Source organism: Oleidesulfovibrio alaskensis DSM 16109 (assembly GCF_000482745.1).
Lineage (GTDB): Bacteria > Desulfobacterota > Desulfovibrionia > Desulfovibrionales > Desulfovibrionaceae > Oleidesulfovibrio > Oleidesulfovibrio alaskensis.
In genome coordinates this window covers 221899-245701 of record NZ_AXWQ01000004.1, presented here as the reverse complement: position 1 = coordinate 245701, position 23803 = coordinate 221899, and the positions used below count along the sequence as shown (strand labels likewise).

35 protein-coding genes and 1 tRNA gene are annotated in these 23803 nt (G+C 54.9%); 35 read left to right on the top strand and 1 reads right to left on the bottom strand.

What is annotated here, in order from left to right:
* Positions 1-10 precede the first annotated feature (10 nt).
* The 34 genes from rpsG to H586_RS0101145 all read left to right on the top strand — a co-directional run bounded on the left by rpsG (position 11) and on the right by H586_RS0101145 (position 21107).
* Positions 11-481, top strand: coding sequence for a 30S ribosomal protein S7 (gene rpsG, locus H586_RS0101315; RefSeq protein ID WP_011368147.1), 471 nt, complete (start codon positions 11-13; stop codon positions 479-481).
* Positions 482-499: 18 nt separating this feature from the next.
* The gene (gene fusA / locus H586_RS0101310) at positions 500-2581 is read left to right on the top strand and encodes an elongation factor G (protein WP_011368146.1); all 2082 of its coding nucleotides are present in this window, start codon (positions 500-502) and stop codon (positions 2579-2581) included.
* 725 nt (positions 2582-3306) lie between these two features.
* Positions 3307-3624 (top strand): 30S ribosomal protein S10, encoded by a 318-nt coding sequence (gene rpsJ, locus H586_RS0101305; RefSeq protein ID WP_010938597.1) that lies wholly within the window; start codon positions 3307-3309, stop codon positions 3622-3624.
* Positions 3625-3636: 12 nt separating this feature from the next.
* Positions 3637-4266 (top strand): 50S ribosomal protein L3, encoded by a 630-nt coding sequence (rplC, locus tag H586_RS0101300; RefSeq protein WP_011368145.1) that lies wholly within the window; start codon positions 3637-3639, stop codon positions 4264-4266.
* A gap of 16 nt (positions 4267-4282) precedes the next feature.
* Positions 4283-4903 (top strand): 50S ribosomal protein L4, encoded by a 621-nt coding sequence (gene rplD / locus H586_RS0101295; protein WP_011368144.1) that lies wholly within the window; start codon positions 4283-4285, stop codon positions 4901-4903.
* Between the two features lie 13 nt (positions 4904-4916).
* Complete coding sequence (gene rplW, locus H586_RS0101290; protein WP_011368143.1) at positions 4917-5207, top strand: 50S ribosomal protein L23; 291 nt, start codon at positions 4917-4919, stop codon at positions 5205-5207.
* Between the two features lie 3 nt (positions 5208-5210).
* Positions 5211-6041, top strand: coding sequence for a 50S ribosomal protein L2 (gene rplB, locus H586_RS0101285; protein ID WP_011368142.1), 831 nt, complete (start codon positions 5211-5213; stop codon positions 6039-6041).
* A 9-nt stretch (positions 6042-6050) separates the two neighbouring features.
* Positions 6051-6332, top strand: a complete 282-nt coding sequence (rpsS, locus tag H586_RS0101280) for a 30S ribosomal protein S19 (RefSeq protein WP_011368141.1) — start codon at positions 6051-6053, stop codon at positions 6330-6332.
* A 14-nt stretch (positions 6333-6346) separates the two neighbouring features.
* Positions 6347-6679, top strand: coding sequence for a 50S ribosomal protein L22 (rplV, locus tag H586_RS0101275; protein WP_011368140.1), 333 nt, complete (start codon positions 6347-6349; stop codon positions 6677-6679).
* A gap of 8 nt (positions 6680-6687) precedes the next feature.
* On the top strand, positions 6688-7329 hold the full coding sequence (rpsC, locus tag H586_RS0101270) for a 30S ribosomal protein S3 (RefSeq protein ID WP_011368139.1): 642 nt from the start codon (positions 6688-6690) through the stop codon (positions 7327-7329).
* Positions 7329-7742: a 50S ribosomal protein L16 gene (gene rplP, locus H586_RS0101265; protein ID WP_011368138.1), complete on the top strand. Its 414-nt coding sequence runs from the start codon at positions 7329-7331 to the stop codon at positions 7740-7742. The genes rpsC and rplP overlap by 1 nt, the downstream gene beginning before the upstream one ends.
* A 1-nt stretch (position 7743) precedes the next feature.
* Positions 7744-7932, top strand: a complete 189-nt coding sequence (rpmC, locus tag H586_RS0101260; RefSeq protein ID WP_011368137.1) for a 50S ribosomal protein L29 — start codon at positions 7744-7746, stop codon at positions 7930-7932.
* Position 7933: 1 nt separating this feature from the next.
* A complete protein-coding gene (gene rpsQ, locus H586_RS0101255) occupies positions 7934-8200 on the top strand; it encodes a 30S ribosomal protein S17 (RefSeq protein WP_011368136.1) in 267 nt (88 codons plus the stop codon).
* 9 nt (positions 8201-8209) lie between these two features.
* The gene (gene rplN, locus H586_RS0101250; protein WP_011368135.1) at positions 8210-8578 is read left to right on the top strand and encodes a 50S ribosomal protein L14; all 369 of its coding nucleotides are present in this window, start codon (positions 8210-8212) and stop codon (positions 8576-8578) included.
* Between the two features lie 9 nt (positions 8579-8587).
* The gene (gene rplX / locus H586_RS0101245; protein WP_011368134.1) at positions 8588-8911 is read left to right on the top strand and encodes a 50S ribosomal protein L24; all 324 of its coding nucleotides are present in this window, start codon (positions 8588-8590) and stop codon (positions 8909-8911) included.
* Between the two features lie 11 nt (positions 8912-8922).
* Positions 8923-9462 carry a 50S ribosomal protein L5 gene (gene rplE / locus H586_RS0101240; RefSeq protein WP_011368133.1) on the top strand — a complete coding sequence of 180 codons (540 nt, stop codon included), beginning with the start codon at positions 8923-8925 and terminating at the stop codon, positions 9460-9462.
* Between the two features lie 12 nt (positions 9463-9474).
* On the top strand, positions 9475-9660 hold the full coding sequence (locus H586_RS20325) for a type Z 30S ribosomal protein S14 (RefSeq protein WP_011368132.1): 186 nt from the start codon (positions 9475-9477) through the stop codon (positions 9658-9660).
* Between the two features lie 18 nt (positions 9661-9678).
* Positions 9679-10059, top strand: coding sequence for a 30S ribosomal protein S8 (gene rpsH, locus H586_RS0101235; protein ID WP_011368131.1), 381 nt, complete (start codon positions 9679-9681; stop codon positions 10057-10059).
* Between the two features lie 11 nt (positions 10060-10070).
* Positions 10071-10610: a 50S ribosomal protein L6 gene (gene rplF, locus H586_RS0101230; RefSeq protein WP_011368130.1), complete on the top strand. Its 540-nt coding sequence runs from the start codon at positions 10071-10073 to the stop codon at positions 10608-10610.
* A 15-nt stretch (positions 10611-10625) separates the two neighbouring features.
* Positions 10626-10988, top strand: a complete 363-nt coding sequence (gene rplR, locus H586_RS0101225) for a 50S ribosomal protein L18 (protein WP_011368129.1) — start codon at positions 10626-10628, stop codon at positions 10986-10988.
* 18 nt (positions 10989-11006) lie between these two features.
* A complete protein-coding gene (gene rpsE / locus H586_RS0101220; protein ID WP_011368128.1) occupies positions 11007-11498 on the top strand; it encodes a 30S ribosomal protein S5 in 492 nt (163 codons plus the stop codon).
* A gap of 11 nt (positions 11499-11509) precedes the next feature.
* A complete protein-coding gene (rpmD, locus tag H586_RS0101215; protein WP_011368127.1) occupies positions 11510-11680 on the top strand; it encodes a 50S ribosomal protein L30 in 171 nt (56 codons plus the stop codon).
* On the top strand, positions 11680-12129 hold the full coding sequence (gene rplO, locus H586_RS0101210; RefSeq protein WP_011368126.1) for a 50S ribosomal protein L15: 450 nt from the start codon (positions 11680-11682) through the stop codon (positions 12127-12129). Before rpmD ends, rplO begins: the two co-directional genes overlap by 1 nt.
* Before the next feature lie 2 nt (positions 12130-12131).
* Positions 12132-13445, top strand: a complete 1314-nt coding sequence (secY, locus tag H586_RS0101205; protein ID WP_011368125.1) for a preprotein translocase subunit SecY — start codon at positions 12132-12134, stop codon at positions 13443-13445.
* 2 nt (positions 13446-13447) lie between these two features.
* Complete coding sequence (map, locus tag H586_RS0101200; RefSeq protein WP_011368124.1) at positions 13448-14212, top strand: type I methionyl aminopeptidase; 765 nt, start codon at positions 13448-13450, stop codon at positions 14210-14212.
* A gap of 121 nt (positions 14213-14333) precedes the next feature.
* Positions 14334-14447 carry a 50S ribosomal protein L36 gene (gene rpmJ, locus H586_RS0101195; protein ID WP_011368123.1) on the top strand — a complete coding sequence of 38 codons (114 nt, stop codon included), beginning with the start codon at positions 14334-14336 and terminating at the stop codon, positions 14445-14447.
* A gap of 18 nt (positions 14448-14465) precedes the next feature.
* Positions 14466-14834: a 30S ribosomal protein S13 gene (gene rpsM / locus H586_RS0101190; protein ID WP_011368122.1), complete on the top strand. Its 369-nt coding sequence runs from the start codon at positions 14466-14468 to the stop codon at positions 14832-14834.
* Between the two features lie 142 nt (positions 14835-14976).
* Positions 14977-15366 (top strand): 30S ribosomal protein S11, encoded by a 390-nt coding sequence (rpsK, locus tag H586_RS0101185; RefSeq protein ID WP_011368121.1) that lies wholly within the window; start codon positions 14977-14979, stop codon positions 15364-15366.
* Positions 15367-15383: 17 nt separating this feature from the next.
* Positions 15384-16010: a 30S ribosomal protein S4 gene (gene rpsD, locus H586_RS0101180; RefSeq protein WP_027181180.1), complete on the top strand. Its 627-nt coding sequence runs from the start codon at positions 15384-15386 to the stop codon at positions 16008-16010.
* A gap of 12 nt (positions 16011-16022) precedes the next feature.
* Positions 16023-17069: a DNA-directed RNA polymerase subunit alpha gene (locus H586_RS0101175; protein WP_027181179.1), complete on the top strand. Its 1047-nt coding sequence runs from the start codon at positions 16023-16025 to the stop codon at positions 17067-17069.
* Positions 17059-17547 carry a 50S ribosomal protein L17 gene (gene rplQ, locus H586_RS0101170; RefSeq protein WP_027181178.1) on the top strand — a complete coding sequence of 163 codons (489 nt, stop codon included), beginning with the start codon at positions 17059-17061 and terminating at the stop codon, positions 17545-17547. Before H586_RS0101175 ends, rplQ begins: the two co-directional genes overlap by 11 nt.
* Positions 17548-18887: 1340 nt before the next feature.
* A complete protein-coding gene (locus H586_RS0101160) occupies positions 18888-19847 on the top strand; it encodes a selenium metabolism-associated LysR family transcriptional regulator (protein WP_155891330.1) in 960 nt (319 codons plus the stop codon).
* 25 nt (positions 19848-19872) lie between these two features.
* Entirely contained in the window at positions 19873-20925 is a 1053-nt protein-coding gene (selD, locus tag H586_RS0101150; RefSeq protein WP_081428120.1) for a selenide, water dikinase SelD, read from the top strand.
* A 97-nt stretch (positions 20926-21022) separates the two neighbouring features.
* A tRNA-Leu gene (locus tag H586_RS0101145) sits at positions 21023-21107 on the top strand.
* A 327-nt stretch (positions 21108-21434) separates the two neighbouring features.
* Here H586_RS0101145 and H586_RS0101140 read toward each other — a convergent pair.
* Positions 21435-21704, bottom strand: a complete 270-nt coding sequence (locus H586_RS0101140; protein ID WP_011368114.1) for a hypothetical protein — start codon at positions 21702-21704, stop codon at positions 21435-21437.
* Positions 21705-22207: 503 nt separating this feature from the next.
* Here H586_RS0101140 and tig point away from each other — a divergent pair.
* Complete coding sequence (gene tig / locus H586_RS0101135) at positions 22208-23524, top strand: trigger factor (RefSeq protein WP_011368113.1); 1317 nt, start codon at positions 22208-22210, stop codon at positions 23522-23524.
* Positions 23525-23803 lie beyond the last annotated feature (279 nt).

The window sequence follows — 23803 nt, the reverse complement described above, 5'->3', positions numbered from 1 at the left end:
GGAGTTTTTCATGCCTCGTAAAGGACCTATCCCCAGACGTGAAGTTCTGCCCGATCCGGTGTATAACAGCCGGCTCGCTGCCCGCTTCGTCAACCGCATGATGGTTGACGGCAAAAAGGGCGCTGCAGAAAAGATTTTTTATAAATCTCTTGAAGTGCTGCAGGAAAAGACCGGCGAAGATGCAATCAAGGCCTTTGAAAAGGCTGTTGATAACGTAAAGCCCTTCGTCGAAGTCAAATCCCGCCGCGTCGGCGGTGCCACCTATCAGGTGCCCGTCGAAGTGCGTTCCGACCGTCAGGTGTCTCTGGCTATCCGCTGGCTCATCACCTACGCACGCGCACGTGGAGAAAAAGGCATGGTAGGACGCCTGTCCGGCGAACTGCTTGATGCTTTCAACAACCGCGGCGGTGCCGTGAAGAAGAAGGACGACACCCATCGTATGGCTGAAGCCAACAAGGCTTTCGCTCATTTCCGTTGGTAACGTCCGAGGATTAGTCACGTGTCCAGAAAAGTAGCCATACCCCAGCAGCGCAATATCGGTATCATGGCCCACATTGATGCGGGAAAAACCACGACTACCGAGCGCATCCTTTTCTACACCGGTGTGTCTCACAAAATAGGTGAAACGCACGAAGGTCAGGCAACCATGGACTGGATGGAGCAGGAGCAGGAGCGTGGTATCACCATCACCTCCGCAGCTACCACCTGCTTCTGGAAGGATTGTCGAATCAACATCATCGACACCCCCGGTCACGTGGACTTCACCATTGAAGTCGAGCGCGCGCTGCGCGTTCTGGACGGCGCTGTAGCCGTGTTCGACGCCGTTGCCGGTGTCGAGCCTCAGTCTGAAACCGTTTGGCGTCAGGCTGACCGCTACAAGGTTCCGCGCATCTGCTTCGTCAACAAGATGGACCGCATGGGTGCCAACTTCTTCCGTTGCGTGGATATGATCCGCGACCGGCTGAAGGCAAAGCCCCTTGCGCTTCAGGTTCCCATCGGCAGTGAAGACGAATTCCAGGGCATCGTCGATCTCGTCACCGGAAAGGCTGTTGTTTTCGACAAAGCCTCCAAGGGTGCCGAGTTCGCCGTGACCGGCGTTCCTGCCGAGCTTCAGGACCAGTTCGACGTTATGCGTCTTGAACTGATCGAGGCAGTGGCTGAAGAAGATGACGCGCTGATGGAAAAATACCTCGGCGGCGAAGAGCTGACCGAAGAAGAAATCCACAGCGCCATCCGCAGGGCCACCATCGCCAGAACCGCAGTGCCGGTTCTGTGCGGCTCCGCTTTCCGCAACATGGGCGTTCAGCCCCTGCTTGATGCGGTGGTGGAGTACCTGCCTTCGCCTGTTGACATCGAACAGATGGTCGGTGCCAACCCTGACAACGAAGAGGAAAAGATCGTCTGCCCCTGCAAAGACGAAGAGCCGCTTGCCGCCCTGGTGTTCAAGCTGGCATCTGACCCCTACATCGGTCACCTTTCCTTTATCCGCATCTACTCCGGTTTCATTGAAGCCGGTATGACCGTGTATAATGCCAACACCGGCAAGAAAGAACGCATCGGCCGCCTGCTGAAGATGCACGCCAACAAGCGTGAAGAAATCAAGTGGGCCGGCGCCGGCGATATCGTTGCCGCTGTGGGTCTCAAGCAGGTTTCCACCGGTGACACCATCTGCGAGATAAACCGTCCGGTCGTTCTTGAGTCTCTTGACATCCCCGAGCCTGTTATCGAGGTTGCCATCGAGCCCAAGACCAAAGCTGACCGCGATGCGCTTTCCGCAGCTCTGGCCAAGCTGGCAAAGGAAGACCCGTCCTTCCGCGTGAAGGGCGATGATGAAACCAACCAGACCCTGATCGCCGGTATGGGCGAACTGCACCTCGACATCATCGTTGACCGTCTCACCCGTGAGTTCAGCGTCAACGCCAACGTCGGCAAGCCGCAGGTTGCCTACCGCGAAACCATCAGCAAGGAAACCAAGGTCGACCACAAGTACGCCAAGCAGTCCGGCGGACGTGGACAGTACGGCCATGTCGTGATCGAGGTCGAACCCAACCCTGAAAAGGGCTACCTGTTCGAGAACAAGATCACCGGCGGTGTTATTCCCAAGGAATACATCCCTGCTGTTGACAAGGGTATTCAGGATGCGCTGAAAAGCGGCGTTCTGGCCGGCTACCCCATGGTGGACGTCAAGGTTGCTCTGGTGTTCGGCTCGTACCACGAAGTCGACTCGTCGGAACAGGCCTTCTACGTTGCCGGTTCCATGGCAGTGAAAGAAGCTGCACGCAAGGCTTCGCCCGTGCTGCTCGAGCCTGTCATGGACGTTGAAGTTGTGACTCCCGAAGAATACCTCGGCGACGTCATGGGCGACCTGAACGGCCGCCGCGGCAAGATCCAGAGCATGGATTCCCGCGCTGGTGCACAGGTTATCCGCTGTCACGTGCCGCTGAGCGAAATGTTCGGTTATGCTACCGACCTGCGTTCGCGCACTCAGGGGCGTGCCAACTTCACCATGCAGTTCGACCATTATGAGCGCGTTCCCGCCAACCTTGCCGAAGAACTTACCAAGAGTAAGTCCGGCGAATAAGCTGGCTGAATATGCTTATCCGGCGCCCCGCTTTTGCGGGGCGCTTTTTTTTGCAGAAAATAAAAAAAGAAGGTTGACGGGAAGGGCACACCTCTATATAAGAACACCTCGCTTGATGTGGTTGTTTTCACCGCACAGGCAGTAGACTTCCCCGCAAGGGGTTTAAAGGGCGGATTGAGTCCGTCCTGCTGCTCATTCAGTCTGCGGACTGAAGCTTGACATTTGCAGGCGTTACTGAATGCCTAATTAAATGTCTTGCCGTTCCAGCCGATGCGGTATTCGGCTGTAAGGTACTGTACATAAAATTTTTCCGGAGCCTTATGGTTCCTGTTTAGTAACCCTGCGGACCACCTGTCCGTCTGCGCAAGCAGATGGAAAACAGGCTGGCGACAACGTGGGCGATCTTCGCGCGAAAGCGGCGGAGCAGAGCAACAGAGGTGCCAGTCTGGCCCACCGTTTTATCTCTCTCCCCCATTTATACTGTTCCGCGAAGAAAGTTCACGACTCCGTTCTCTGCGTAAAGAGAGCGTTGTCGACCTACGTGTTTGTCCTGTGTTTACAGCGCATGCTTTTTCCCCGCTGCATGTCTTGTAAATCCGGACAAAGCGCCACCGTAAGTGAGGAACTCTGTCGCCGCACCGCGCTCGCCGCGGTATGAGGCACCGGATGGTCCCGGGCTCCTCAGAGGCAAGGGTGTCGATTCCCAGATCATGGAGTAGTTAACAATGACGACAGTTAGCAGTGATCGTATCAGGATTAAGCTTAAAGCTTACGATTACCGCATCCTGGATAAGGCTGTGGCTGAAATCGTAGATACGGCGCGCAACACGGGCGCTGGTGTGGCCGGACCGATTCCGCTGCCCACCAACATCCACAAGTTTACGGTAAACCGAAGCGTCCATGTGGACAAAAAGTCCCGCGAACAGTTTGAAATGCGCATCCACAAGCGGCTCATGGATATCCTCGAGCCTACTCAGCAGACCGTGGACGCTTTGGGGAAACTGAGTCTCCCCGCAGGCGTGGACGTGGAAATCAAACTCTAGCGAGAGGTAGTCATGGCTGAGAAGATGGGAATCCTGGGTCGCAAGATCGGCATGACCCGCATTTTCGCCAATGATGGCAGTGCGGTGGCTGTGACCGTGATTCAAGCTGGTCCCTGTCCTGTAATTCAGGTCAAGGATGCGGCCAAGGATGGATATAACGCCGTTCAGATCGGTTTTGAAGAGGCCAAAGAAAAGCACGTAAACAAGCCCGCCCGTGGTCACATGGACAAGGCTGGTCGCGGTTTGTTCCGCGTGCTGCGCGAGATTCGTCTCGAAGCTCCTGCTGAGCAAAAAGTCGGCGACGACTTGACCGTGGGTCTTTTTACCCCCGGCGAATTTGTGAAGGTGACCGGCACCAGCATTGGTAAAGGTTTCGCCGGCGTGATGAAGCGCTGGAACTTCGGCGGCATGCCTGCAAGCCACGGTCACGAGGCTGTGCACCGCTCGCCCGGTTCCATCGGTCACGCCACCTTCCCCGGCAAGGTTTGGAAGAACAAGAAGATGGCCGGCCATATGGGTGCCCGTCAGGTTACTGTAAAGAGCCTGCAGATCATCGAAGTCCGCGCGGAAGACAACCTGATCCTGGTCAAAGGCCCCGTGCCCGGTCCCAAGAACGGCCTGGTCATGGTCCGCAAGCAGTAAAAAAGAGGATAATCACATGGCTGTGGTTAAAGTATACGATCAGGACAAGAAGGAGACGGGTGAACTCACTCTGGCTCCCGAGGTGTTCGAGGTCGAGGTCCGGCCGGAGATCCTGAACCTTGTTGTACGCGCACAGCGCGCGGCAAAGCGCGCCGGAACTCATTCGGTGAAGACGCGTTCGACCATTTCCGGCGGCGGTGCCAAGCCCTGGCGTCAGAAAGGTACCGGTCGCGCCCGTTCGGGCAGCAACCGTTCTCCGGTCTGGCGTGGTGGTGCGGTTGTCTTCGGTCCCCAGCCCCGCGACTATTCCTTCAAGGTTAACAAGAAGGTTCGCAAGCTGGCTCTGAAGATGGCTCTGAGCTCCCGTCTGGCTGAAGAAAACCTGATGGTTGTCAAGGGCATTGAGCTTCCTGAAGTGAAGACCAAGCACATGGTGAAGGTTGCCGGCGCACTGGGCCTGGGTAAGGCTCTCGTCGTCACCCCCGAAATGGATGACAAGCTGGTGCTCAGCGCCCGCAACATCCCCGGGATCACCCTGATGACCCCCGAGCAGCTCAGCGTTTTCGAAATTCTGAAGCACGCCCAGCTGGTTCTTCTTGAAGGGGCTGTTGAGCCTGTTCAGGAACGACTGAAGTAAGAGGAAGGGTGTCATGGATTATACGCAGATTCTTATTAAGCCTCTGGTTTCCGAAAAGGCCACCTTTGTGAAGGAATCTTCCGAACAGGTTGTCTTCTTTGTGAATCCCCGGGCCAACAAGATAGAGATCAAAAAAGCCGTCGAGTCGGTTTTCAACGTCAAAGTGGCGGGTGTCAATGTTGTTACCCGCAAGCCGCAGGCCCGCACCAAACACGGACGTGTGACGGGGCAGACTGCCGGTTACAAGAAGGCGTATGTTACCCTCGCACCCGGCGAAAAGATCGATTTCTTCGAGGGAGTGTAAACAATGGCTGTTCGCAAGCTTAAACCTACTTCTCCTGGGCGCCGCTTTCAGACCGTTTCCTCTTTCGAGGAGATTACCCGTAGCACGCCCGAGCGCAGCCTTACTGAAGGCCTGACCAAAAAGAGCGGTAGAAACTGCTACGGCCGCGTGACTTCTCGTCGTCGCGGTGGCGGGCACAAGCGTCTTTACCGTATCATCGACTTCCGTCGCGACAAGGTCGGCGTGCCGGCTAAAGTGGCTCATGTCGAATACGATCCCAACCGTTCCGCACGTATTGCACTGCTGCACTACTCGGATGGTGAAAAGCGCTACATTCTGGCTCCTCTCGGTGTGAAGCAGGGTGACGTGGTTGTGGCCGGCGATTCCGTGGATATCAAGCCCGGTAACGCAATGGCTCTGTCCCGTGTTCCTGTGGGTACCATCGTGCACAACATCGAACTGTACCCCGGCAAGGGCGGACAGTTCTGCCGTGCCGCCGGAACCTATGCCCAGCTGGTCGCCAAGGAAGGCAACTACGCACTGCTGCGTATGCCCTCCGGCGAAGTGCGCAAGGTGCTGGTCACCTGCTGCGCCACCATCGGCCAGGTTGGCAATCTTGATCACGAGAAGATCTCGTACGGTAAGGCAGGTCGCAGCCGCTGGCTGGGTCGCCGTCCCAAGGTTCGCGGTGTTGCCATGAACCCGATCGATCACCCGCTTGGCGGTGGTGAGGGCAGAAGCTCCGGCGGACGTCATCCTGTGACTCCGTGGGGTATTCCCACCAAGGGCTTCAAGACCCGCGACAAGAAGAAGGCCTCTTCCAAGCTTATCATCAAGCGTCGTGGCCAGAAGTAGGAGTAGAGAATGCCTAGATCTCTGAAAAAAGGTCCGTTTATTGACGACCACGTGATGAAGAAAGTGGAGAAGGCGCAGGAATCCGGTGACCGTCGTGTTATCAAAACCTGGTCCCGCCGTTCCACGATCTCTCCCGAAATGGTTGGTCTGACCTTTGCGGTGCATAACGGGCGTAAGTTCATTCCCGTGTTTGTTACCGAAAACATGGTCGGCCATAAGCTTGGCGAGTTTTCGCCCACCCGTACCTACTACGGCCATGCTGCCGACAAGAAGAGCAAGGCCAAGCGCTAGGTAGGTGAATAGATATGCAAGCTAAAGCAACTGCTAAATTCGTTCGCGTGTCTCCGCGCAAAGCGCGCCTGGTTGCCCAGAACGTGAAGGGCAAACCTGTAGAAGACGCTATGAACATCCTGCGTTTCACCCCTCAGAAGGCCGGTGGCCTTATTTTCAAGGTGATGCATTCCGCTCTTGCCAACGCCGAGCAGCTGCCCGGCATCGATGTTGACGCAATGGTGGTAAAGCAGGTGATCATCAACGAAGGCCCTACCTGGAAGCGCTTCCTGCCCCGTTCTATGGGCCGGGCTAACCGCATTTTGAAGCGTACCAGCCACATCACGGTCATTCTTGAGGAAAGTTAGGATACGTTATGGGACAGAAAGTACATCCCTTCGGTTTCCGGCTGGGGTACAACAAGAACTGGCAGTCCCGCTGGTTCAGCAAGAAGGAATACGCTTCCTTCGTGTTTGAGGATCATAACATCCGCAAGTATGTTAAGAAGACCCTGTACCACGCCGGCCTGTCCAAAATTGAAATTGAACGCGCCGGTGGCAAGGTTCGCCTTATCCTCAGCACGGCCCGCCCCGGTATCGTTATCGGCCGCAAGGGCGTTGAGATTGAGAAACTTCGCGCAGATCTTCGTCGTAAGTTCAGCCGCGAATTCTCCATCGAGGTAAACGAAATCCGTCGCCCCGAAACTGACGCACAGCTTGTGGCAGAAAACATCGCCATGCAGCTCGAACGTCGCGTTGCTTTCCGTCGCGCCATGAAGCGCACGGTGAGCATGTCTCGCAAGTTTGGTGCCGAAGGCATCAAGGTTGCCTGTGCCGGTCGTCTGGCCGGGGCTGAAATTGCCCGTTCGGAATGGTACCGCGATGGCCGTGTGCCTTTGCAGACCCTCCGTGCCGACATTGACTACGGTTATGCCGAAGCGCATACGACCTACGGCATTATCGGCGTCAAGGTATGGATCTTCAAGGGTGAAATCCTGGACAACGAGGTAGAACAGTAATGTTGACTCCTAAAAAGGTTAAATTCCGTAAGCGTCAGAAAGGACGGCTTAAGGGTGACGCCCTCAAGGGTAACAATGTTGCTTTCGGAGAAATCGGCCTTAAGGTTCTGGAGCACGGCAAGCTGACCAGCCAGCAGATTGAAGCTGCTCGTGTGGCTGCCATGCGTCACATCAAGCGTGGCGGAAAGATGTGGATTCGCATCTTCCCCGACCAGCCTTACACCGCCAAGCCTCTTGAAACCCGTCAGGGTAAAGGTAAAGGCGCTCCGGTGGGTTGGTACGCTCCTGTGAAGCCCGGCCGTGTACTTTACGAAATCAAAGGGGTAAACCTTGAGCTGGCTCGCGAGGCTCTGACCCGCGCCGCTCATAAGCTCCCCGTGAAGACCACGATCGTAGTTAGGGAGGGCCTCTAGAATGAAGGCCGCTGAACTGAGAAAGCTGAGCATTGACGAGCTGAAGGACAAGCTTGCCGAAACCAGAAAGGAACTGTTCGATCTGCGTTTCAAGCATGCAACGGCGCAGCTGGAAAAGACTGCCGAAATCCCTGCGGCAAAGCACAACGTTGCTCGCATCCTCACGATTCTGAAGGAAAAGGGAGCATAACATGTCCGAAGCTATTGAAAACAGAAACGGCAGAGCTCTCGTCGGTGTGGTTGTAAGCGACAAGAACGATAAGACCATTGTTGTTCGCGTCGAAACCTTGGTGAAGCATCCCCTGCTGAAGAAGTACATTCGTCGCAGGAAGAAATTCACCGCTCACGATCCCAACAATGAATGCAAAGTTGGCGACAAGGTGAAGATCATCGAGTTTCGTCCGGTTAGCCGGAACAAACGGTGGCATCTGGTCTCCATCCTTGAAAAGGCGGTTTAGGGGTAAGCCATGATCCAGGTAGAATCTGCTCTGCAAGTGGCGGATAACTCCGGTGCCAAAAAAGTTGCCTGCATCAAGGTGCTGGGCGGCTCTAAGCGCCGTTACGCTTCCGTCGGCGACGTCATCGTCGTATCCGTGAAGGAGGCCCTGCCTCACTCCAAGGTGAAAAAGGGCGATGTCATGAAGGCGGTTGTCGTTCGTACTGCCAAGGAAATCCGTCGTAACGACGGCTCCTACATCAAGTTCGATACCAACGCTGCCGTACTGCTGAACAAGCAGGGCGAGCCCGTCGGCACCCGTATCTTCGGTCCCGTTGCACGTGAACTGCGCGCACGGAACTACATGAAGATTGTGTCTCTGGCCCCTGAAGTTCTGTAGGAGATACCAATGAAACAGTTTCGTATTCGTAAAGACGATAAAGTGATGGTCATCTCCGGCAAGGATAAGGGCAAGATCGGCAAGGTCTTGAAAGTTCTTCGCAAGAAGGACCGCGTCCTGGTCGAGAAGGTGAACGTTGCCAAAAGGCACATGCGGGCTAATCCTTACCTGCAGCAGCCCGGTGGCATCGTCGACAAGGAGATGCCCATCCACATCTCCAATGTAAAGGTGATGTGCGACGCGTGCGCCAAGGCCACAACGGTCGGCTATCGGTACACCGAAGACGGTAAAAAAGTTCGCTTTTGTAAAAAGTGCAACGAAATCATCGATTAAGGTGGATAACGATGACGCGTCTCCAAAATATATATCGTGAACAAGTGGCGCCGGTGCTGCAGAAAGAGTTCAACTACAAGAGCTCTATGCAGTTGCCGAAACTGGAGAAGATCTCCCTTAACATCGGCCTTGGCGAAGCCAGCCAGAACCAGAAGCTTCTGGAAGAGGCCGTGAAAGAACTGACCGCAATCGCTGGGCAGAAGGCCGTGATCACTCGCGCCAAAAAGTCCATCGCTTCGTTCAAGCTGCGTGAAGGCATGCCCATCGGCTGCCGCGTGACTCTTCGCGGTGATTCCATGTGGGACTTCCTTGACAAGCTCATGAACTTCGCGCTTCCGCGCGTGCGTGACTTCCGGGGGATTGCTGACCGTGGCTTCGACGGCCGTGGTAACTTCACCCTTGGAATTAAGGAACACACCATCTTCCCCGAGCTGGAAGTTGACCGTGTTGACAACCCCAAGGGCATGAACATCACCATCGTGACCAGTGCCAAGACTGACAAAGAAGGCAAGTTCCTGCTTGATAAGCTGGGCATGCCCTTCAAGAAGTAAGGAGTTACGGCAGTGTCTCGTACTAGTCTGGAAGTAAAGGCTAAGCGCAAGCCCAAATTCAGCGCTCGTGCTTACAACCGTTGTCCCATCTGCGGCCGTCCGCGCGGCTACATGCGTAAGTTCGGCATTTGCCGTATCTGCTTCCGCAATATGTCGCTGCGCGGCGAACTGCCCGGTGTCCGTAAATCGAGCTGGTAAGTCGCCAAGGAGTTAATAATGCTGACTGATCCTATTGCAGATATGCTTACGCGTATCCGCAACGCACACTTGGCCCTGCATAAGGAAGTGAGTGTGCCGCGCTCGAAGATGAAGGAGGCTCTTGCAGCCATCCTCAAAGAAGAAGGTTACATCACCGACTTCAAGATGGAAGAATCCTCCATCGTTATTGAACTGAAATACTTCAAGGGCAAGCCGGTTATCTCCGGCCTGAAGCGTATCAGCAAGTCCGGCCGCCGCGTTTATGTCGGTTCCACCGACATTCCCCGCGTGCAGAATGGTCTTGGCATATGCATTCTCTCCACTTCCAGTGGAGTCCTTGAAGGCACCAACGCTCGCAGCAAGAATGTGGGCGGCGAACTTTTGTGTGAAATCTGGTAGCAGGTGCAGTCATGTCTCGAATCGGAAAACAGCCTATCCCCGTTCCTTCCGGCGTGGAAGTGAAGCTGGGAGCAGACGTTGTAGAGGTTAAGGGCCCCAAAGGCAGCCTGACCACGCCGGTTTCGCCCCTGCTCAAATATGAGATTCAGGACGGCTCTGTGGTTATCACCAGAGTCGAAGAAACCAAAAAGGCATCCGCCCAGCACGGCCTTCGCCGTACCCTTCTTGCAAACTGCATCGAAGGTGTCTCCAAGGGATTCAGCAAAGTCCTTGAAGTCAACGGTGTCGGTTACAAGGTCGCCGTTAAAGGCAACAACATCGAGCTTGCTCTCGGTTTCTCCCACCCGGTGGTCATTGAACTGCCCAAGGGTATCGAAGCCGCAGCCGCAGGAAACAAGCTGACCATCAGCGGTTTCGACAAGCAGCTCGTTGGTGAAGTTGCTGCCAACATTCGCCGTGTACGTCCGCCCGAACCCTACAAGGGCAAGGGTGTTAAATATGAACACGAGCAGATTCGCCGTAAGGCCGGCAAGTCCGGCGGCAAAAAGTAGTAGGCAGGTAAGACCATGAAGTTGACCAAGAATGAATCCAGAATGCGCCGTAAAATCCGCATCCGCAAAAAGGTTTCCGGTAACGGCGCTCGTCCCCGTCTGGTGGTTTACAGGTCCAACCTGCATATCTACGCCCAGCTGGTTGACGACCAGACCGGAACCACCCTTGCCGCCACTTCTACCCTGGCTCTTGGCAAGCAGAACGGCAACGCCTTGCGCCTGACCGTCGATAACGCTTCGCTGGTCGGTAAGGAAATTGCCAAGCTGGCCAAGGAGAAGAACATCGAGCGCGTCGTATTTGACCGCAACGGCTACATCTATCACGGCCGCATCAAGGCTGTCGCCGACGGCGCCCGTGAAGCTGGCCTGGAATTCTAACAGGTAGTAGGAACTGGCATGGAACAGAACGAATTCGGCTTGATTGAGAAGATCGTCGATCTCAACCGAGTTGCCAAGGTTGTGAAGGGCGGCCGTCGTTTCAGCTTCAGCGCCCTGGTAGTCGTTGGTGACGGCAACGGGTCCGTAGGCTTCGGCATGGGTAAAGCCCAGGAAGTGCCCGAGGCTCTGCGCAAGGCGACCGAACGCGCTAAAAAAGGTATGGTGCAGGTTCCCCTGGTGGACGGCACCCTGCCGTATGAAGTGCTTGGTGCCTTCGGCGCCGGACGGGTGCTTCTGAAGCCCGCTTCCAAGGGTACCGGTATCATCGCCGGTGGCGCAGTGCGCGCCATCATGGAAGCTGTCGGCATTCACGACGTGCTTGCCAAGGCCATCGGCACCAACAACCCGCACAATGTGCTCCGCGCTACCATGGCAGGTCTGACCTCGCTGCGCAGTGCGGAATATGTGAGCCAGCTGCGCGGAAAGAAACTGGAAGCGCCCAGAAAGTAAGGAATCGGCTCATGATCAAGGTAAAACTCGTCCGCAGCCGGATCGGCTGCAACCCCAACCAGCGTCGTACCCTCGACGCTCTGGGGCTGCGCAAGATCCGTCAGGAAAAGACGTTTGAGGACAATGCCGTTGTACGCGGCATGATCGCCAAGGTTGTGCATCTCGTCGAGGTAACGGAATAATGAGACTCCACGAACTGTATCCGTTCGATGAAGAACGTAAACAGAGGAAACGCGTGGGCCGTGGCTCCGGTTCCGGCTGGGGATGTACCTCCGGCAAAGGTAACAAGGGCCAGAACGCTCGCTCTGGTGGTGGTGTCCGCCCCGGTTTCGAAGGCGGCCAGATGCCCCTGCAGCGCAGACTGCCCAAGCGCGGTTTCAAAAACTACCTTTTCAAGGCTCGTTACGAAGTGATCAATCTCGGTCAGCTCGTTGGCGCCTTTGAAGGCAAGACTGAAATCACCCTGGACGACATCTACGCACGCGGGCTTGCCCGTGCCGGCGCAGCTGTCAAGGTTCTGGGCAACGGCGAATGCAATGTCGCCGTAAAAGTGGAAGCGCACAAGTTCAGTGCTTCTGCTGTTGAAAAGATCCAAAAAGCCGGTGGCGAAGCCAAGGCACTGGAAGGTTAGCCGTGGCTTTGAGTGGTGTAGAAAATCTGGCGCGTCTGCCTGAGCTTAAGAAAAAGCTTTTGTGGACCTTCTTGTTGCTGGCCGCATACCGCATCGGAATTCACGTTCCTGTGCCCGGGGTGGACTCTGCAGCTTTGGCAGACTTCTTTGCCAGTGTTCAGAACACCCTTTTCGGCCTCTTTGACATGTTCTCCGGGGGCGGACTTCGCAATCTGTCGATTTTCGCCCTCGGCATCATGCCCTACATCTCCGCCTCCATCATCATCCAGCTTCTGCAGGTCGTAAGCCCTGAGCTGAAGCGGATGGCCAAGGAGGAGGGCGCTGCGGGACGCAAGAAAATCACGCAGTACACCCGTTACGGTACCGTACTGATCGCCGTGATTCAGGGCTTCGGCATTGCCATGAGCCTTGAGAGCATGCAGAGCCCGACAGGGGCGTCTCTGGTACTGGCGCCCGGCTGGGGTTTCCGACTCACCACCATTCTAACTCTCACCACAGGCACTGTGCTTATCATGTGGCTGGGTGAGCAAATAACCGAAAAGGGACTTGGCAACGGTATATCGCTGGTCATCTTTTCGGGCATCGTCGCCGGACTGCCCGGCGGCCTGATGAAGACCATCCGCCTGATCGGCACGGGTGATCTGAGCATTTTCATGGTGCTCATACTGCTTGTGTTCATGGCGGCTGTTCTTGCTTTCATCGTGTTTATGGAGCGTGGCCAGCGCAGGATTCCCATCCATTACGCCAAGCGCCAGATGGGCCGTAAGATGTATGGCGGCCAGACTTCGCATCTTCCTTTGCGGGTCAATACCGCCGGTGTCATTCCGCCCATTTTCGCATCCAGTCTTCTGCTTTTTCCCGCCACCGTGGCCAGTTTTTCCTCGGTTGAGTGGCTGCAGACGGCTGCTGCGTATTTTGCTCCTCACACGTTGCTGTACAATGTAGTCTTTGTGGCTCTGATTATTTTCTTTGCGTTTTTCTATACTGCGATCATTTTTGATCCCAAAGATATCGCGGAAAACCTGAAAAATCAGGGCGGCTTTGTTCCCGGGATACGTCCCGGCGTAAAGACCAGAGAATACATTGACAAAGTGCTTACCCGCATCACGGTGTGGGGTGCACTGTATATTGCCGCAATATGTGTTCTGCCCATGGTTCTTATCGCCAATATGAACGTTCCGTTCTATTTTGGCGGAACCGGGCTGCTGATTGTCGTCGGGGTTGCCATGGACTTCATGTCCCAGGTGGAATCCCATCTGATCTCCCGACAGTACGAAGGCCTCATGAACAAGGCCCGTATCAAGGGAAGGCGCTGACGGTGAAAAAGTATCGCGGTATCTTTCTCAAAAACGAGAAAGAGATAGGCTTCATGCGTGAAGCCAACCGGATTGTGGCTACAATTCTTGATGTCCTGGGCGAGAATGTTCGCCCAGGCGTCAAGACTTTGTACTTTGAAGAGCTTGCTCAGGACCTGTGCCGTAAGCACAATGTCCGTCCTGCATTTCAGGGGTACGGGGGCTTTCCCTTTGCTCTTTGCTGCTCGGTCAACGAAGAGGTCGTTCACGGCTTTCCTTCCGAGCGGGTATTGAAAGAAGGCGATATTGTCAGCTTTGACATGGGTGTCATTTACGAAGGCTTCTACGGAGATTCGGCCAGAACGTATGCCGTAGGCGAGGTTCCGGACGAAACGGCCCGTCTTCTCAAGGTGACTCAGGAGTCGCTGATGAAAGGCATTGAAAAGGCCTTGTCGGGTAACAACCTGTACGACATTTCCGCCGCTGTTCAGCAGCATGTGGAAAATGCCGGTTTTCAGGTGGTCCGGCGCTTTGTAGGGCACGGAATTGGACGCAAGCTGCATGAAAAGCCCGAAATTCCGAACTTTGTACCGTTCGGCCTTCCCGGCGTACCTTTGCGCCCCGGCATGGTGCTTGCTATCGAGCCCATGGTGACGGCGGGAACGTATGAAGTGGAGGTGTTGTCCGACAACTGGACAGCGGTGACAAAGGACAGGAAGCTTTCGGCGCATTTCGAGCATAGCGTTGCCATTACCTCCGACGGCCCGGTAATCCTGAGTCAGGCGTAACCGGATACGTTTGTAAGTATAAGGGTTGACTCAGACAGGACGCAGTGATACTTAACCGCGTTCTGGGTCTGTTTTTACCCAGGCACGTTGTTGCACTAAAGGTCCAAATACGGAGACTAAAATGAAAGTCAGGCCTTCTGTGAAGAAAGTATGCCCCAAATGCAAGGTCATCCGACGCAAGGGCGTTTTGAGAGTGATCTGCGAAAACCCCAGGCACAAGCAGCGCCAGGGATAATCGAACAGGAGTTCGACTGTGGCCAGAATTGCTGGAGTTGATCTGCCCCGTGGCAAGAGGGTTGATATCGCGCTGACCTACATCTATGGCGTCGGTCGCGCTACTGCCCTGGAGATTCTTGATACCACCGGTGTTGACTGGACTCGTAACATTGACGACCTGTCTGCCGACGAAGTGAACGAAATCCGTAAGGAAATCGAACAGAATCACAAGGTTGAAGGCGATCTCCGCCGTGAAATATCTAGCAACATCAAGCGTCTGATGGACATCGGCTGCCACCGCGGCCTGCGTCATCGTCGCGGGTTGCCTGCTAGAGGTCAGCGTACCAAGACCAACGCACGTACCCGTAAGGGACCGCGTCGCGGTGTGGCTGGTAAGCGCAAATAGTCAGCTTTTAGGCATCAATATCGGCGTGGAACTTCACCTGGCTGCAGTAAACTCTGTCGTCAGCGTGCACGGCTCTTTTCATAACTGAGCTCGTTAGAGGTTCCCCCAGCCTAATCAGAAAACCATCACAGAGAGTGAAGTTATGGCAAGACCTAAGCGCGTGGGCAAGAAGAAAGAGAAAAAGTCCATCCCCGTCGGGGTTGCCCATATTCAGGCGACGTTCAATAACACCATCATTACCTTCACTGATACCAGGGGTAACACGGTGAGTTGGGCCAGTGCAGGACAGAGCGGCTTCAAGGGATCGCGTAAGAGCACTCCCTTTGCCGCACAGATAGCTGCCGATCAGGCAGCCCGTCGTGCACAGGAAAACGGAATGCGCACAGTGGGTATCTTTGTTAAGGGCCCCGGTTCCGGACGTGAGTCCGCTATGCGCGCTATCAATGCCGCCGGTTTCAAGGTGGCATTCATCCGTGATATCACCCCCATTCCCCACAACGGCTGCCGTCCTCCCAAACGGCGCCGCGTTTAGTTGAGGAGGAATCAGTCTTGGCTAAATATAATGATTCCAAGTGCCGCATATGCCGGCGTGAAGGTGGCAAGCTTTTTTTGAAAGGTGATCGCTGCTACACTGACAAGTGCGCATTCGATCGCAGACCTTACGCTCCCGGCCAGCATGGCCGCGCCCGCAAGAAGAACAGCGACTACGCCGTGCAGCTGCGTGAAAAGCAGAAAGTGCGTCGTATGTACGGGCTGCTGGAAAAGCAGTTCCACAGCTACTTCGTGAAAGCGGACATGTCCAAGGGCGTTACCGGTAGCAACCTGCTCTCCATTCTGGAGCGCCGGTTGGACAACGTGATTTACCGTCTGGGCCTTGCCAACTCCCGTAGTCAGGCCCGCCAGATGGTTCGTCACGGCATCTTCACCGTCAATGGCCGCAAGGCTACCATTCCTTCCATTCAGGTTAAGGTTGGTGACGTGATTGAAGTGCGTGAAAAGAATCGCAAAATGCCGGTTATCGCTGAGGCTCAGGAAGTAATCGCACGTCGCGGTTGCCCGTCCTGGCTCGAAGCTGACGGCCCCAACTTCCGTGGTGTAGTCAAGGCCCTGCCGCAGCGCGAGGACATCCAGTTCCCGATGAGCGAACAGCTTATCGTCGAACTTTACTCCAAATAAGCAGGTTCGAGCATGCTCATCAAACAAGGCGACAGGCTTATCAACACGCGTAACTGGTCCGAGCTGGTCAAGCCCGATCAAATCTCCCGGGCTAGTGAATCCGCCGACACCATGTACGGCAAGTTCGTCTGCGAACCTCTGGAGCGCGGCTACGGAACGACCATCGGCAATGCCATGCGTCGCGTCCTGCTGGCGTCCCTGCAGGGCGCCGCGTTTGTGGCCGTAAAGATCTCTGGAGTTCAGCACGAGTTCACCACCATTCCCGGTGTGCTTGAAGACGTTACCGATATCGTACTCAACCTTAAACAGGTCCGTCTTGCCATGGATACCGAGGAGCCTCAGCACCTTGCGCTCCATGTCAACAAGAGCGGCGAAGTTAAGGCCGGCGACATCAAGTGCAATCAGCACGTGATGGTTCTGAATGCAGATCAGCATCTTATGACGCTGACTGAGGACGTTGAGCTGACCTTCGAACTCGAAGTTCGTATGGGTAAGGGCTATGTTCCTGCCGATATGCACGAAGGGCTGAGCGACGAGATCGGCCTTATTGCCCTTGATGCCAGCTTTTCGCCGGTACGCAAGGTCGCCTACACGGTGGAGCAGGCTCGCGTTGGCCAGATGACCAACTACGACAAGCTCATCCTTGAAGTGTGGACCGACGGCTCCATATCCCCCGAGGATGCGATTGCGTACAGTGCCAAGATCATCAAGGATCAGATTTCGGTCTTCATCAACTTTGACGAGCGTATTTCCGAACAGGAAAACGAAGGCAGAAGCTCTGCTTCTGACGTCAATGAAAACCTGTTCAAGGGCATTGACGAGCTCGAACTTTCTGTTCGCGCCACCAACTGCCTGAAGTCGGCCAACATTTCGCTGGTCGGCGAGCTGGTGCAGAAGTCCGAAGGTGAAATGCTGAAAACCAAGAACTTTGGCCGTAAGTCGCTTGACGAAATCCGTCGGGTACTGGGCGAAATGTCTCTCGATTTCGGCATGAAGGTCGATGGCTTCGAGAAGAAATATCAGGAATGGTTGAAGAGGAAGCAGCAAAATGAGGCATAGAAAATCCGGCAGAAAGCTGAACAGGAGTTCCTCGCATCGGTCTGCTCTGTTCCGCAACATGGCCAAATCTCTTTTGACGTACGGTAAAATCCGCACGACCGAAGCTAAGGCCAAGGAATTGCGCGGAGTTGTCGAGCCGCTGATTACCCTCGCACTGCGTAACGACCTGCACGCCCGTCGTCAGGCTTACAAGGTTCTGGGTAGCCACCAGCTGGTTAAGCGGCTTTTCGACGAGATCGGTCCCAAGTTTGTTGGTGTTCCCGGTGGTTACACCCGCGTATTGAAGCTTGGTGCTCCCCGTCCCGGCGACAATGCTCCTATGGCTGTTATCGAGCTGACCCGTCTGGGTGACGCTGAGGCTGCCGCAAAGGAAGCTCCCGCCAGGGAAGTTGCTGAAGAGAAGGCTGCAAAGCCTGCTAAGAAGGCAGCTCCCAAGAAAGCAGAAAAAGAGGAAGCTGAAGACGCTGCTGAAGCGTAGTCACTTGCTTTTGTATAGCTTATTCAGGGCGAACCGTAAGGTTCGCCCTTTTTGTATGCAGACTCCGACAAGGTTGGCTGTTTAACGTTTTAGAAAATCAGTAACAGATGATGTTTTGTTCATTGTTTTAAAGAGGCTGCAACTGCAGGCGATAGAGCATAGGACTGATGATTGGAGTAGCCTCCGGTTTTATCGGACGCGCCGGTCCCTTTAGTAGGTGGTGCCGGAGGCATGTCCAGACTTGGTGCTAAGGAAAGTTATAAGGTCAAGAGCGTAAACTTGGTCCGGCGCCTTCGGTGGACCATTGCCGGGAAGCTAAGCGCGGGGCTGACAGATAATGGACCTGCAAGTAGGCTGTGGTGGTAGTGCCGGAGTGCCCCTTACGCCTTTGCAGCGGGAAAAGGCGTGCACTGGAAAGTTTGTTGCGTAAATTCTGTGAATGAAAAGAGGGCAGGTGTTTAAAGTCGTTTGCTCCCCGGGCCTGTTCAGATGTTCTTTGAAATTTCATAATAGATGAATTTTCGAGTGTTACAGACTGTCCGAAGAGCTCGTGCAGTTTGGGCTCTGCAACCAGCCGGCGATCTGAAGTGTACATCTTGCAATCATAGTCCGGTACCGAGTTTCTTATGTGGATACCGCAGGGGGGAGCAGCCAGCGGGACATGAGCCTCGCAGGCCTCGTTTTTCCGTGATAAGCCGAGCGATAAACTGTCGTTGCGGATTCCGGAAACCTGTTCACCGCTGCAAGCGCAGAGGCGCTTAAACGGGTGCTGATTGCTCTGCTATGGCGCTGTTGGCACCAGAGTCTTGTAAGTGTCCAGAAAGCCGCTGCCATGTCCGGCTTCAAGGCGGACAACTCGATTGGCCTTGTCAGTGCCTCGTCTTGTATGAACTGTGCTTTTCTTCAGTCCTTTTTGTCCCATGGACTCTGCTTAATCTGCAGTCCGTTGCAGTTGTGGCACGTTTCTGCAGTGCGGTTGCGCTTCATTGCTTTGTCGTAACCTCTCGGGCCTTCGGCAAACTTTGCTGTTTTGCACTACATACGCTTAATAGGTTGTTCCTGTGGTTCCGGATTTTTTTTGCAAAAGATGTTCGCCCGCAGATGATGGCTGAAGGCCAGCCCCTCACTCGGCGTTACGGATTGCGCTTTTTCGTAATAGCCAGCCCGCTTTTTCATCTTGTATTTACCGTACTGTCGTTCGCAGCAAACAGAACTTTTTGGAGTGGCGCAGACGCATATGCCGTGCGGAATATTTGTCCGCGGGGAGATAGCCTGCTTCTGCTCTCGCATATCCGGCTTGCAGGTGTGCGCGCGGCCGGTACTTTTTTTGTGCGCCAGTAATGTGTGTAAAGCCCAATTGGCCCAATGCTCTTGCGTTATCCGTCTTGCCGATGTACTGCATAGACATGATTGATTTCAGAAGGCTAGAAGCATTTTGCAAGGTGTATGAGTTGCGCAGCTTTTCACGAGCCGGCGATGAGCTTTTTTTGTCTCAGCCCACCATCAGCGCACATGTTTCTGCGCTGGAAAAGGAACTGGATGTCAGGCTGCTGGACAGAATGGGCCGCGGTGTTTTGCCCACGCCTGCCGGAGAAATCCTGTACCGGCATGCCATGACCGCGTTTGCCAGCCTTGAAACTGCTCATCTGGAGATAAGCCAGTTGCAGGATATCATTACCGGTGAAGTTCCGGTCGGTGCCAGCACCATTCCAGCCCAGTACCTGTTGCCACCGGTTATGGCCGCTTATATGCGTTCGTTTCCTGAGGTTCAGTTACAACTGCGTACAGGAGATACCGGCGAGATAATCCGTAAAGTCGGGGCAGGTGAGCTTACGCTCGGTGTGGTAGGTGCTCATGACCAGCAGCCGGATATCGTGTTCACTCCCATTATCGATGATGAGCTTATCATTATCGGCGCACCGGATTTTGCTCCCCGCAGCGGTAGTGTTTCTTGCGAATCGCTGGCGGATATGCCCTGGGTCGTGCGCGAAGCAGGTTCCGGAACATGGAAGATTTTTTCCGCAGCGTTGGGAACGCATGGCATCGATTGCCGGAGTTTTCGTCCAGTGGCCTGTGTTGACAGCTCGCAGTCTGTCATTCAATGTGTCCGCGCCGGACTGGGGGTTAGTGTCACCTCCCGCATCGCTGTTGCGGAATTTCTTTCACGCGGCGAACTGGTTGAAATTACAGTGGACGGACTGGATGTCCGCCGCGAGTTTTTCTGTATTTATCACTCACGGCGGCAGCTGTTTCCGGCGGCACGCCATTTTATCGAGTTTTTGACAAAAAAATGCCGTTGAACACGACAGGCTGAAGGAAGCTTCAATGTCCCGCATCACGCTGGTTGATAAAGTAAAAGCTGCAGGCTGAGCAGCAAAGATAGCTCCGGGGGACCTGGAGCAGATTCTTGCTTCTCTGCCCGGACGCGCCCAGCATGACGACCGGCTGATTGTTGGCAGAGAACATAATGAGGACGCGGCGATTCTGCATTTTCCTGCGGGAAAAGCACTTGTGCAGACAGTGGATTTTTTCACTCCCATTGTGAATGATCCCTACAAATTCGGCAGGATAGCAGCTGCCAATGCGCTTTCAGACGTCTACGCCATGGGTGGAGAGCCGTGGTGTGCCATGAACATTGTTTGTTTCCCCATCAAGGATTTGCCGCGGGATATTCTGCAGGCCATTATCCATGGGGGATACGACACATTGTGTGATGCCCGGGCTTCACTTGCCGGCGGCCACAGTGTTGAAGACGATGAGATCAAGTTCGGCCTTTCCGTAACCGGTGTGGTAGACCCCGACGGCTTTACTTCCAATGCCGCACTGCAGACCGGTGACCAGCTGTTGCTTACAAAGCCTTTGGGCACCGGCGTGCTTGCCACTGCACTGAAGGCACGCTGGGACGGTGCGGACGAGATTGAGGAACTGGTTTTCAGGTGGGCAGGGCACCTTAATGCCGCTGCCGGTTCGGTACTGCGCGCCATGCGGCTGAAAGCGGCTACGGACGTGACCGGTTTCGGGCTCGGAGGACACCTGCTGGAAATGGCTCTGGCATCTTCACGCACAGTGCGGTTGTGGGCGCAGCGGGTTCCTGTCATCGAACGTGCCGCGGAGCTGGCCTCTATGGGGCTTGTTCCGGCGGGCAGCTACGCCAATAAGCATTACTGTGAATCCAAAGTCACCATTGATGCCGGTGTGCCTACAATAACGGCTGATCTGGTTTTTGATGCCCAGACTTCCGGCGGACTGGTGCTTGCCGTGCCGGGCAGTCGTCTGGATGAGGCTGTTTCCAGACTGCATGATGCAGGCGAGTTTGTTGCCCACATTGGTGAAGTGACTGACCGGCAGTCCGCTTCCCTGCATCTGGCCGCTGTATAGGGGCAGCTGTATACGCAACACTTGCCAACCGGCTGCTGCGGTGGTATAGGTGCGCGCCTTCGATACGTGAGTGCTCATCTCACATTTCTTTTTTTGTGCGAGAGTGGCGGAATTGGTAGACGCACTGGACTTAGGATCCAGCGCCTTTGTGCGTAGGAGTTCGAGTCTCCTCTCTCGCACCACAAGCACTTCTTCAGAGGTACTGGAAAGTCCGCAAAAGCTACGGCTGGCGCGGGCTTTCTTGGTTTTGTCGTCCGGTTGTGTCCGGTGCAGGCACTGTGCGACCGGAGATCGGTGCATAGGTGGCCGTAGTCCGTGTCGGCTGCGGTCGGGTGTTGCAGTGCAGCAGGTACGGGCTGTCGTGTGCTTTGTCGTACGGTGCCGGGCTGGCTTCGCCGAGAGAGTGGGGCAGTTCCACCCCCGCCGTCGCAGGCGCGGGAACGGGGGTGGGCTTCATTGTGCCGGCTGCAGATGACTGTTTGCCGGATGACTGTTAGTCGGATGACTGGCTACACGGCTTCACATTCGCACAGGTCGCGGGCTATAATCCGCCGTGCAAGCGGCGATTCCATCTGAACAACCTTGTACTCGGGGCGCCTGCATTCACCGTGGCCGTATACATAGTCGGCTGATTCGAGTCTGCGGATGGCAGCCTCTGCCTCTTCCCGTGTGCCGGAAACGGGAGAGTTGTCCGAGTCACGGTAAAGCTGCCATCTCTGATCTGCATCCATGGTTCCGGTGAAAAAATGGCGCCTCACAATGACCGTGTACTTGTTCATGTCGTCCTCCTGTTTGGTCCGGTGCAAAAAGCCAGACAATGTGAATGATATATTCTTATAGGCATACCTGTCAGTAAAAGCAAGTTTTTGTAATTGTAGAAGTTTTTGAATGAGTTGCAGCGCGGTGCCGATGAGCTCATATGCTCCGGCACTGGTATGCCCCTGTTGATTTCTGCGCAGTGCCGGACCTCAGACCGTCGCGGCCGGGGCGTGCCCGCAGGGATTGACTCCGGCATAAATTACGCGTAGCAAAACCCGATTTGCATCCGTACATTTTTTGTATCGAAACGATGCCTTTACCAGCGAGTCTCTGCATGATGCCGCTGGTATGCCATCTGTATTGAAAGAAAGAGCGGTTGCCGCTTTTTCAGGTGAATATTCAAGCGGTATATCATGTCGTGTCCCTCAGCGGACCATGCCGTTAAAAATCCCGCCGGGCGTCCGCCGGAAAGCCGGAGACCCTGAGCCAGCACAGACGCCTCTGGCGTGTAAGGAGCGAACCCATGGAATATAATGTCGAAGACCTTTCGCCGGTTAAAAAGAAAATTACTATCACAGTGCCCGTTGAAGAAGTGAATGCCGCTCTGGCTGCCACCATCGCCGTGTACCAGACCAGTGTGAACCTTTCCGGTTTCCGCAAGGGTAAAGTGCCTGCCAGCATCATCGAAGGACGCTTCCGTAAGGAAGTATACAACGAAGCCACTCAGGATCTGGTGAACGTGCATATCAACGAAGTTGTGGGTTCGCTCGACACCCAGCCTGCTTCGCGCATCGACTTTGATGGCGGGCAGCTGGAACGTGACAAGGAATTTGTCTACACCATTTCTTTTGAAGTGATGCCCGTGTTTGAAATGCCTGATTATGACGGCATGGAAGTTGAGCAGGAAAAGCCCGAGGTTGACGAAAACGAAGTCAACGCCGTGCTGGAGCGCATTCGTACCAACCTTGCCGACGTGGTTACCGTGGCAGAACACCGTCCCGCCAAAGACGGCGAGATTGCCGTGCTGGATTTTGCCGCTTATGAAAACGGTGAGCCCATTGCCGGTGTGGCCGCAGATAATTTTGAACTGAATCTGGGCGGCAATCAGGCGCTGGTCGATTTTGAAGAGCTGGTGAAGCGCGCCGTGCCCGGCGAAGCAACCGAAGGCGATGTCACCTTCCCCGAAGATTTCATCAACCCCGAGTTTGCAGGCAAGACCGTCACCATGAAAGTGACCGTGCACGCCGTGAAAGAACGCAAGCTGCCCGAACTTGATGACGAACTGGCCAAAAAGGCCGGCGGCTTCGAGTCTTTTGATAAAATGCGTGAAACCGTGGAACAGTCCTATCTGGAAAGCCGCACTCAGCTGTGCAAGGCTCAGGCCCAGAAGACCATGGTGGACAGCCTGCTCAAGACGCTGGACTTCCCTGTACCTGAATCCATGCTGGAAATGTACATGGACAGCCTGCTTGCCGAAAAGAAAGACCGTCTTGAACGTCAGGGCAAAAGCCTTGAGTCTCTGGGCAAGTCTCCTGAAGAGCTGCGCGACGAAGTGCGCCCCGAGGCAGAGCACATTGCCCGTACCCAGATTTTTCTGGTAAAGGCAGCCCAGAAGGAAGGCGTAACTGTTTCCGAGCAGGAAGTGGATCGTCAGCTGCAGCAGATTGCCATGCGCAGCGGCCAGGATTTCCAGACCATGAAGGAACACTACACCCGTACCAACATGATTTTTAACCTGCGTGACCGCATGCTGGCTGACAAAGCCATGGAAGCCATCTACGAAAAAGCGGCCATCAAAGAAGTTCCCGCAAAGAAAGAAGCAGCCGAAGCCGCTGAATAGTTTCTGCTGTATCTGTTGTTGTTTTGCAGGGGAAGTGCACCGCACTTCCCCTGTTTTTGTCTAAAATGCGGCAGGCGCTATTGACTGCGGCCCGTCGCGTGATAACGATTGTCTTGAGCCGCCAGCACACTTGAGCAGTCGGCACGCTTTCTGCTACTATGCAGATGTGTCCGCCGCTGCAGAGTGAAGGTTGCAAAAAGCGCCATAATCCGCTTTTTTTACGCGGATGCACGGCGGCGTGTATGACCTGCCGTCTTTTTGACTTGAACATACATACAA

Bases quoted from the DNA above. Each gene is read 5' to 3' on its own strand.
- rpsG (WP_011368147.1), top strand. From the start codon at position 11: ATGCCTCGTAAAGGACCTATCCCCAGACGTGAAGTTCTGCCCGATCCG.
- rpsJ (WP_010938597.1), top strand. From the start codon at position 3,307: ATGACGACAGTTAGCAGTGATCGTATCAGGATTAAGCTTAAAGCTTAC.
- rplC (WP_011368145.1), top strand. From the start codon at position 3,637: ATGGCTGAGAAGATGGGAATCCTGGGTCGCAAGATCGGCATGACCCGC.
- rplD (WP_011368144.1), top strand. From the start codon at position 4,283: ATGGCTGTGGTTAAAGTATACGATCAGGACAAGAAGGAGACGGGTGAA.
- rplW (WP_011368143.1), top strand. From the start codon at position 4,917: ATGGATTATACGCAGATTCTTATTAAGCCTCTGGTTTCCGAAAAGGCC.
- rplB (WP_011368142.1), top strand. From the start codon at position 5,211: ATGGCTGTTCGCAAGCTTAAACCTACTTCTCCTGGGCGCCGCTTTCAG.
- rpsS (WP_011368141.1), top strand. From the start codon at position 6,051: ATGCCTAGATCTCTGAAAAAAGGTCCGTTTATTGACGACCACGTGATG.
- rplV (WP_011368140.1), top strand. From the start codon at position 6,347: ATGCAAGCTAAAGCAACTGCTAAATTCGTTCGCGTGTCTCCGCGCAAA.
- rpsC (WP_011368139.1), top strand. From the start codon at position 6,688: ATGGGACAGAAAGTACATCCCTTCGGTTTCCGGCTGGGGTACAACAAG.
- rplP (WP_011368138.1), top strand. From the start codon at position 7,329: ATGTTGACTCCTAAAAAGGTTAAATTCCGTAAGCGTCAGAAAGGACGG.
- rpmC (WP_011368137.1), top strand. From the start codon at position 7,744: ATGAAGGCCGCTGAACTGAGAAAGCTGAGCATTGACGAGCTGAAGGAC.
- rpsQ (WP_011368136.1), top strand. From the start codon at position 7,934: ATGTCCGAAGCTATTGAAAACAGAAACGGCAGAGCTCTCGTCGGTGTG.
- rplN (WP_011368135.1), top strand. From the start codon at position 8,210: ATGATCCAGGTAGAATCTGCTCTGCAAGTGGCGGATAACTCCGGTGCC.
- rplX (WP_011368134.1), top strand. From the start codon at position 8,588: ATGAAACAGTTTCGTATTCGTAAAGACGATAAAGTGATGGTCATCTCC.
- rplE (WP_011368133.1), top strand. From the start codon at position 8,923: ATGACGCGTCTCCAAAATATATATCGTGAACAAGTGGCGCCGGTGCTG.
- rpsH (WP_011368131.1), top strand. From the start codon at position 9,679: ATGCTGACTGATCCTATTGCAGATATGCTTACGCGTATCCGCAACGCA.
- rplF (WP_011368130.1), top strand. From the start codon at position 10,071: ATGTCTCGAATCGGAAAACAGCCTATCCCCGTTCCTTCCGGCGTGGAA.
- rplR (WP_011368129.1), top strand. From the start codon at position 10,626: ATGAAGTTGACCAAGAATGAATCCAGAATGCGCCGTAAAATCCGCATC.
- rpsE (WP_011368128.1), top strand. From the start codon at position 11,007: ATGGAACAGAACGAATTCGGCTTGATTGAGAAGATCGTCGATCTCAAC.
- rpmD (WP_011368127.1), top strand. From the start codon at position 11,510: ATGATCAAGGTAAAACTCGTCCGCAGCCGGATCGGCTGCAACCCCAAC.
- rplO (WP_011368126.1), top strand. From the start codon at position 11,680: ATGAGACTCCACGAACTGTATCCGTTCGATGAAGAACGTAAACAGAGG.
- rpmJ (WP_011368123.1), top strand. From the start codon at position 14,334: ATGAAAGTCAGGCCTTCTGTGAAGAAAGTATGCCCCAAATGCAAGGTC.
- rpsK (WP_011368121.1), top strand. From the start codon at position 14,977: ATGGCAAGACCTAAGCGCGTGGGCAAGAAGAAAGAGAAAAAGTCCATC.
- H586_RS0101175 (WP_027181179.1), top strand. From the start codon at position 16,023: ATGCTCATCAAACAAGGCGACAGGCTTATCAACACGCGTAACTGGTCC.
- rplQ (WP_027181178.1), top strand. From the start codon at position 17,059: ATGAGGCATAGAAAATCCGGCAGAAAGCTGAACAGGAGTTCCTCGCAT.
- H586_RS0101160 (WP_155891330.1), top strand. From the start codon at position 18,888: ATGTGTGTAAAGCCCAATTGGCCCAATGCTCTTGCGTTATCCGTCTTG.
- H586_RS0101140 (WP_011368114.1), bottom strand. From the start codon at position 21,704: ATGAACAAGTACACGGTCATTGTGAGGCGCCATTTTTTCACCGGAACC.
- tig (WP_011368113.1), top strand. From the start codon at position 22,208: ATGGAATATAATGTCGAAGACCTTTCGCCGGTTAAAAAGAAAATTACT.